The 6416-nt window shown below is 41.6% G+C and carries 8 protein-coding genes and 1 pseudogene; all 9 read right to left on the bottom strand.

Annotated features, from left to right (window positions below; genetic code table 11):
• Nucleotides 1–206: 206 nt before the first annotated feature.
• Nucleotides 207–1829 (bottom strand): recombinase family protein, encoded by a 1623-nt coding sequence (locus C1I60_RS04535; RefSeq protein ID WP_137060678.1) that lies wholly within the window; start codon nt 1827–1829, stop codon nt 207–209.
• Between the two features lie 90 nt (nt 1830–1919).
• Nucleotides 1920–2045, bottom strand: a complete 126-nt coding sequence (locus C1I60_RS26105) for an SHOCT domain-containing protein (protein ID WP_289306501.1) — start codon at nt 2043–2045, stop codon at nt 1920–1922.
• Between the two features lie 63 nt (nt 2046–2108).
• The gene (locus C1I60_RS04530; RefSeq protein ID WP_137060677.1) at nt 2109–3260 is read right to left on the bottom strand and encodes an Ig-like domain-containing protein; all 1152 of its coding nucleotides are present in this window, start codon (nt 3258–3260) and stop codon (nt 2109–2111) included.
• Nucleotides 3257–3547 (bottom strand): hypothetical protein, encoded by a 291-nt coding sequence (locus C1I60_RS04525; RefSeq protein ID WP_137060676.1) that lies wholly within the window; start codon nt 3545–3547, stop codon nt 3257–3259. The genes C1I60_RS04530 and C1I60_RS04525 overlap by 4 nt, the downstream gene beginning before the upstream one ends.
• Complete coding sequence (locus C1I60_RS04520) at nt 3547–3858, bottom strand: phage head-tail connector protein (RefSeq protein ID WP_137060675.1); 312 nt, start codon at nt 3856–3858, stop codon at nt 3547–3549. Before C1I60_RS04520 ends, C1I60_RS04525 begins: the two co-directional genes overlap by 1 nt.
• On the bottom strand, nt 3851–4069 hold the full coding sequence (locus tag C1I60_RS04515; protein ID WP_137060674.1) for a hypothetical protein: 219 nt from the start codon (nt 4067–4069) through the stop codon (nt 3851–3853). The genes C1I60_RS04520 and C1I60_RS04515 overlap by 8 nt, the downstream gene beginning before the upstream one ends.
• A gap of 86 nt (nt 4070–4155) precedes the next feature.
• Nucleotides 4156–4985, bottom strand: a pseudogene (locus C1I60_RS04510) (phage major capsid protein).
• A 27-nt stretch (nt 4986–5012) separates the two neighbouring features.
• Nucleotides 5013–5630: a DUF4355 domain-containing protein gene (locus tag C1I60_RS04505; RefSeq protein WP_137060673.1), complete on the bottom strand. Its 618-nt coding sequence runs from the start codon at nt 5628–5630 to the stop codon at nt 5013–5015.
• A 402-nt stretch (nt 5631–6032) separates the two neighbouring features.
• Nucleotides 6033–6416 (bottom strand): hypothetical protein (locus C1I60_RS24710; protein ID WP_137060999.1); only part of this gene is annotated, 384 nt, incomplete at its 5' end.

The raw sequence follows: 6416 nt of genomic DNA, 5'->3' as shown, positions 1-6416 counted from the left end.
ACTCAAATGGATCAATTCAAAACCAACCAAAACGAAGATATTCAACGTCTGCTATCGGAATGGGAAGAAGCAATAGACTATCAGCTAAGTCAGGACAAACAATCCATCTATATGGAAGGAGTTAAAGACGGGATTCGATTGATCCTTCCCGTCATACAACCCACAGCTATTCGTTAGCCCATTGATCACTTTAGTCTATGATTTTTTTAGTCCAATATTTCATCTATGCTCATTCCACTTTTCAAGGTAAAAACAAAATGCGCTGGTGAGAGAATGGTTATCTTCTCCACCAACGCATTAAATAGGTTATCATCAAATTGTTCCAGTACATCCTGCTGTGTGCTTAGTACTTGGATGATTTCATCGACACGCTCCTTGATTTTCGCTTGCTGCTCATGCTCCTGCTCCAGTGTCAGCTTCTGTTGTCGTAGCTCGTTGAGTTCATTGGAAAGTCTGTTCGTTTCTTCATCATATACCGTCTCATCTATCTGATTTCGCAGCTTGAGATTCACTAACTCCTTCAGGTCGGATTTCAATTGTTGCATCTGTCCTTCGATGTCCAATAGCGGTTCTTGCCCTACTTTGCTGGAAAGCACCGATTCAATATTCCCTTTCAACGTCTTCATGAATCCTTTCTTATTCTCATACATCCGATTGAACAATCGTACAAACGCGGAATGTAAAACTTGTTCATCGATTGATTTGGCATCACAGGCTGCTTTCCCTTCATTTACATACGTTTTGCATTGCCATACCACTTTTTTGGATGGATTATTGCTGTTCCAGGTTCGGCGTTTAAAAATGGCTCCACAGCATCCACAATATACTTTACTGCTCAGTGCGTATTTACAGGAGTATCTTTTACTCTCCCCCATGACATTACCTTTTAGCTTGGCACGGCGTGCCTTCTCTTTTTGTACCGATTCGAATATTTCCTTCGAGACAATCGGTTCATGGTTATCCTCAATTAAATATTGCTGCTCCTGTCCTTTGTTCCTTATTCGTTTGTGGGTTAAGAAATCTACCGTTACCGTCTTTTGTTGTAGTAAAGCTCCGTAATATTTCTCATTCGTCAATATTAATGTAATGGAGGAATCCCACCAAGTATCGCCACCCGTGACTGTTTTAATGTGATCTCGCATCAAACCTCTAGCAATCGCCTGATAGCTTTTTCCGTCTAGATACTCCTCATATATGCGCCGCACAATCTCTGCTTCTGGCTCGTTAATCACCAATTCACCATGTTCATCCTTATCATAGCCGAGGAAGCGAGTGGTGTTGCAGAAGACTTTGCCGTTTTGGAAGCCTCGTAATATGCCCCATCGACTATTTTCAGAAATGTTTCGACTCTCGTCTTGGGCAAGAGAACTCAGAATGGTCAGTAATACTTCACCTGTTGTATCCAGTGTATTAATGTTCTCTCGTTCAAAGAATACAGCCACTCCGAGACTTTTAAGTTCCCGTACATATTTCAATAAATCCAGTGTATTCCTAGCAAACCTCGAAATCGACTTGACCAGTATAAGATCCAGTTTACCGTTTCGGGCATCCTGTATCATGCGATTAAAGTGCGTTCTATTTTTAGTGCTGGTTCCGGTGATGCCTTCATCTGCGTAAATATCAGCCATTTCCCATTCCAAGTTGTTTTGAATGTATTGGGTATAGTGGTTGACCTGATTGGTGTAGCTTTCCTTTTGCTCCTCGGAATCGGTACTGACTCGGCAATAGGCAGCGACTTTCTTCTTTTGAATCGATTGAATTCCCTCTACGATGTCCATCGTTTTAATGGGAACGACGACGACTTTTTTTGCGGTTGCGGCTTGGGCCATAGGTGTTTCTCCCTTCGATATCTTCTTTATACGGTCACATGGTATAATGCTTGCGGCACATCATCAAGTCCATTTCTGCCCATGTTATAGCTACTTGAAAGATTTTTTATTCAGCTCATCAATCGCTATAAACTCTTCTTCTGTAATGACATGTTGTGATCTTAATTGCTTCAACAGGCTTAGACTAAGTAAGTAGTCAATAGATTTTGTTTGCATATGTATTTGCTCCTTTAAAATGAAAATGGCTCAACCTCTAAGGCAAGCCAATAGATATAATGCTCAGAATAAATTTTTAAGGCTAATGCTTTTTTCTATAGTAATACTAGGATCGCTTACTAAGATGGCTGTCAACACAAGGACTTTGTTGTTCCCTCCACCACTGCTTCCGGCTTTCACTGTCACACTATTTCCCGTACTCGCTGTCATGCTTCCCTTAGTAGGAATTGAATCATCTTGGTTCCGCAGGCTCCACTCTACCGACTGGTCAAACACTTCCACTTCATGATCATAGATATGGCTGACGTATGATGCACTTTGTCCTGTTTTGAGCATGGGATTGCCGACAATGGCTATCGAATAGATATGCGTCCCTGCTTCTATAACTCTCATTTCAATGGTACTCAGCACTGTCGGATGATACGTTAGTTTTGCGGTAATACTTGCTTGTCCCAAAGCGATGCCCATAATCTGGCCTTGCTGATCTACACTAATTACACTCGGATCACTGGATGTATAGGTAATCAGCGGATTGGCTATCTCATCCCCATTATCCGTAGCCGTTACTTTCAAAGATAACGTTTCGTTGAGCAGCACATGAGCTAGCGTTCCCTGATGAATATGTAATGCGTAGGTATGAGTAATCTCGTACTTCCATCTGTCAGCGATGTTATGTTCCACGTCATCATTAGCTGTATTTATGCTATCTAATATGCAGCTTAACTGGATGATGCCATTCATGATGCGGTCAATTCCAACTATTTTAAACGGCTGATGAGTCATATAGAATCGTTGGTTCAATGCGATGTTTGGCGTATCTGCATTGTCTTGTAGCCTAACCAGAATATTTCCCTCTGGCATGGAGATAACTTTACCTGTTTCCGTTGAAAACGTTCTGGCTTCACCCACAGCATCAAACCATTTCACCTCTCCATTCCAGTTTATAGATAGTCGTTGATTACACTTTTTCATCCTGCCCCGACACGACTGTTCATTTTGATCCACCTGACTGGTAATTAAATATCGTTCATCACGATAATCAACGCTATCTCCTGTATGTAAGGGTGTTGCTGCTCGAATAATTTTTTCATCGGTCATTTGAATGGTAATTGTCGTATCCCGGATCAGAGCAAGCTGCTTTACACAATTGATATGTACAAGTTCGCCTTTCTCTCGCAGAAAGAAATCCAGCATGGGTTCTAAGCTCCGTGTCACTCCTCCACCTCCAATGCAAAATCTGGCTTGCAACGATACAGATACAACTCCAAGTAATCACTCCATTCCTTCATATCCAAAATGATAAAGATATTCATGCTAATTCGTACATAGCCATTCGACTGCAACAAGGATTCCGGTGGACAGAAAGCTCGATATGTTGTCTCTAGTATGTAACCATCTTCAAATGAAAAGCTTTTGCGATAAGGTTGTACATCTGCCATCACTGACAGAACAGGGTTGAAATGAGTATCATCCAAAATCTCCAGCTTCGTATCGTAGAACATTAATCTGTCCCGACCTTGATTTTAGGCAGGGGAAGAGCAAGCCGGATACTTGTCGGAATGCCTGTTTCATAGGTAGCTGAGCGTTCACCTTCTTGCTTAGTTATAAGTCCAACCGAATCCCTATTTTTATAAAGATACCTAGCATAATCGACCATGACATGATCGTACTCCACAGGCAGTGTTGCCACATTACAATAGCCAAGAATATTACCCTTGGCTTTGTTTAAGTAGTGAATCAGAATATTGTCTTTAGAGGTATCTGTCGGCTCCATACTCAATAATCGTTTCATCAAATCCATTAGCTCACTCATGTGCTGGCTCCTGTCCCTCCTTTACCTGTGCCTTCTCAGTACGTTTCATATTCTTGACAACTTGAGCTTTCGTTTGGGCTACACCTTGTTCAGTCTCATCTGGTTGAGGTTCCTCTGCTTGCTCATAATGCCCACTGGCCTGTAAGCGCAGCATTAGCTCCTGATCTGTTACTTCCCATGTACATCCCGTTTCCTGATTCAAAAACCACATCTTATCACCCTCCAAAAATGAAAAATAGGGTATCCAAAACGGATACCCCAAACGTGTTTCTTCTATTATAATGTGTTCATTTTCAATTAAGACTTATTGGCCGTGAGTACAGCGAGAGCTTCCGGCTTGATACATTTGGCTCCAAATACCTGTAACCCTTTTACTGCATCTGAAAATTGTTTCTCTGGTCTGAATGCTTCCACTGAATCTACTTGACCTGCAAACGAAATAGTACTCTTATGACCAGCAATAATTTTATACTTGGCTCCTGCGGTATTCGGCACATTATTGGATTTATATACCGTCATCCCATCTATATCTCCGACATAGCCTGTGCGGATAATGTTCGGGTCTTTGGTGAATCGAGCATCCTTCAGTAGCAAGCCATAGTACCATGCAGGAACCACCACAAATCGTTCCGTTTCAGGCACATTATTTTCGTCCAGCAAAACGCCCAAATCAATCAGCATATCATAGGCTGTATCTTTCGTTGGAATTATTGGCGTTGTATCGTTACCCACCGTATTCTCAGCTTTAACCTCCGTATAAAATCCAGCAAGATACTGATCCACTACATTGGCGAGTCCATAGGAGGCTTCCACGATTCCACCATCGAGTAGATTTACATTCGCTTGCGCAGCATCTACATCATCCACCTGAAAATTGAAATACTTGGCCTGATCAATCACCAACGTCTTTTGCGTAGCATCCAGTTCCTGCGGATTCCCGATTCCTACCACCTTATCATAGTTGCCAATGGTTACCGCCCCAATCGAATTGATTTTCACTGTTGAACCTTGGCCTTGAATTTCTCCTTCATAATCGGTGTTGACCACGTTCCATATACCAGATTCTTTTTCAGACTTTCATTTAAACGTGCGCTCCAAATGGTAGGAATAAAATGTTGTACTGACATATCTAATCACCCTGTCCTTTTCGTTTATTATTGTTTGTTTTGTAATACTTGTTTGACTTGATCCCAATGCTGATTAATCTCGTTTGGGGACATGCCTTTGATCGAATCCAATGTAAATGTGTTACTTGTTGAACTAGCTGGGGGTGTATAGCCATCCCCTTTGAGCCGTTGCTCCACTTGCTGTTGGATAGCCAGTTGCATCGATTGTTCCAACATAGCCAAATTCGTTGTCGTCGCTTCTTCATCTGCACCAATAAAAAAATCCACTAACGGAAGTGGAAGTTTCTTTTCGGATGCAATTTTGATCGCTTGGCTGGTTAACCGTTCACGCTGCTTCTCTAGCTTCATATTTTCCACTTCGGCACGTAGCTTCTCAACTTCGATTTCTTTCTCGTCCTTAGCCGGGAATCGCTTCTTGATCTCAGCATCCACTGCACTTTCCAAATGGTTAGCTTTCCACGTTTCCAAGGATTTAGCTGATCGTTTGTCCACGGTGCTATCGAACCAACTTTTTGCTTGCTGATTAGATTGGATGTATTGCTCTATCCCTTCTACGCTATACGGATTCAAACCCTGAGGATACGTTTGCCATTCCTCATTCGTTTGGTTTTCTTCAATCAACTGCTTCACTTGTTCCAATTTCATTTTCGATTATCTCCTTTATTGCCCATTCGACTCTGTAGAACCGAACACGCTTATGTATGTTTGAGCCGTTTAATGTCATGCTCAGGACAGCAATGTAACGCTTTAGAAATCACAAAAACGAGGAAAAGGTACAAATATACCTACTCCCCACTTTTACCTATTTTTCATCCTTTGTTTATTTGGATTTTTGACAGCCTAAAGCGTTACATCAAGCCTATTGTTTGCCTAAACTTCAGAAACGTATATGTATGCTGAAACTGTATAATTTTGAATATCATGCTCAAGACAATCATGTAACGCATTAGAAAACGCAAAAGTGACGAAAAGGTACCAGCATGCCAACCCCTCATTTTTGCCTATTTTTAACCCTTGATTTATATGGCTTTTTCAGACTCTAAAGCGTTACATTGAGCCGTCTTTTTGTCTGAACTTCCGAACGCGCAATCTAATATTTTCTTTTCTCGTTTTACCTCTGCATTTATCACAATACTTCTGCCGATTCGAATTGGCTGAAAATGTAGCCCCACATTTCTTACAGTTCACCCTCGGCTTCGCTATCTTAAATTCAGTCCCCGTATTACGTTCAGACTTATATTCTCGCTCCAGCTTCTCGTCTATTGGCAGCACTCCATTTTCAAAATAGGTACAACGGGGTAGACCATCATCTTGAGCGAAAAATACACATGGGCTATCCTGTAAACAGCAGTAGTTTGTGATACCGTGTTTCGCTCCGAGATAGCATGCACAATTATTTTTAACCAACCGCTTGATGCTATTTTTATTCTG

It is taken from the genome of Paenibacillus terrae (genome assembly GCF_005217525.1).
Classification (GTDB): Bacteria; Bacillota; Bacilli; order Paenibacillales; family Paenibacillaceae; genus Paenibacillus; species Paenibacillus terrae_C.
The sequence above is the reverse complement of the archived record's forward strand: the minus strand, read 5'-3'. Positions and strand labels throughout refer to the sequence as shown.

What these genes read in the sequence shown, in the direction of transcription:
- C1I60_RS04535 (WP_137060678.1), bottom strand. Translation starts at nt 1,829, where the DNA reads ATGGCCCAAGCCGCAACCGCAAAAAAAGTCGTCGTCGTTCCCATTAAA.
- C1I60_RS26105 (WP_289306501.1), bottom strand. Translation starts at nt 2,045, where the DNA reads ATGCAAACAAAATCTATTGACTACTTACTTAGTCTAAGCCTGTTGAAG.
- C1I60_RS04525 (WP_137060676.1), bottom strand. Translation starts at nt 3,547, where the DNA reads ATGTTCTACGATACGAAGCTGGAGATTTTGGATGATACTCATTTCAAC.
- C1I60_RS04520 (WP_137060675.1), bottom strand. Translation starts at nt 3,858, where the DNA reads ATGAGTGAGCTAATGGATTTGATGAAACGATTATTGAGTATGGAGCCG.
- C1I60_RS04515 (WP_137060674.1), bottom strand. Translation starts at nt 4,069, where the DNA reads ATGTGGTTTTTGAATCAGGAAACGGGATGTACATGGGAAGTAACAGAT.
- C1I60_RS04505 (WP_137060673.1), bottom strand. Translation starts at nt 5,630, where the DNA reads ATGAAATTGGAACAAGTGAAGCAGTTGATTGAAGAAAACCAAACGAAT.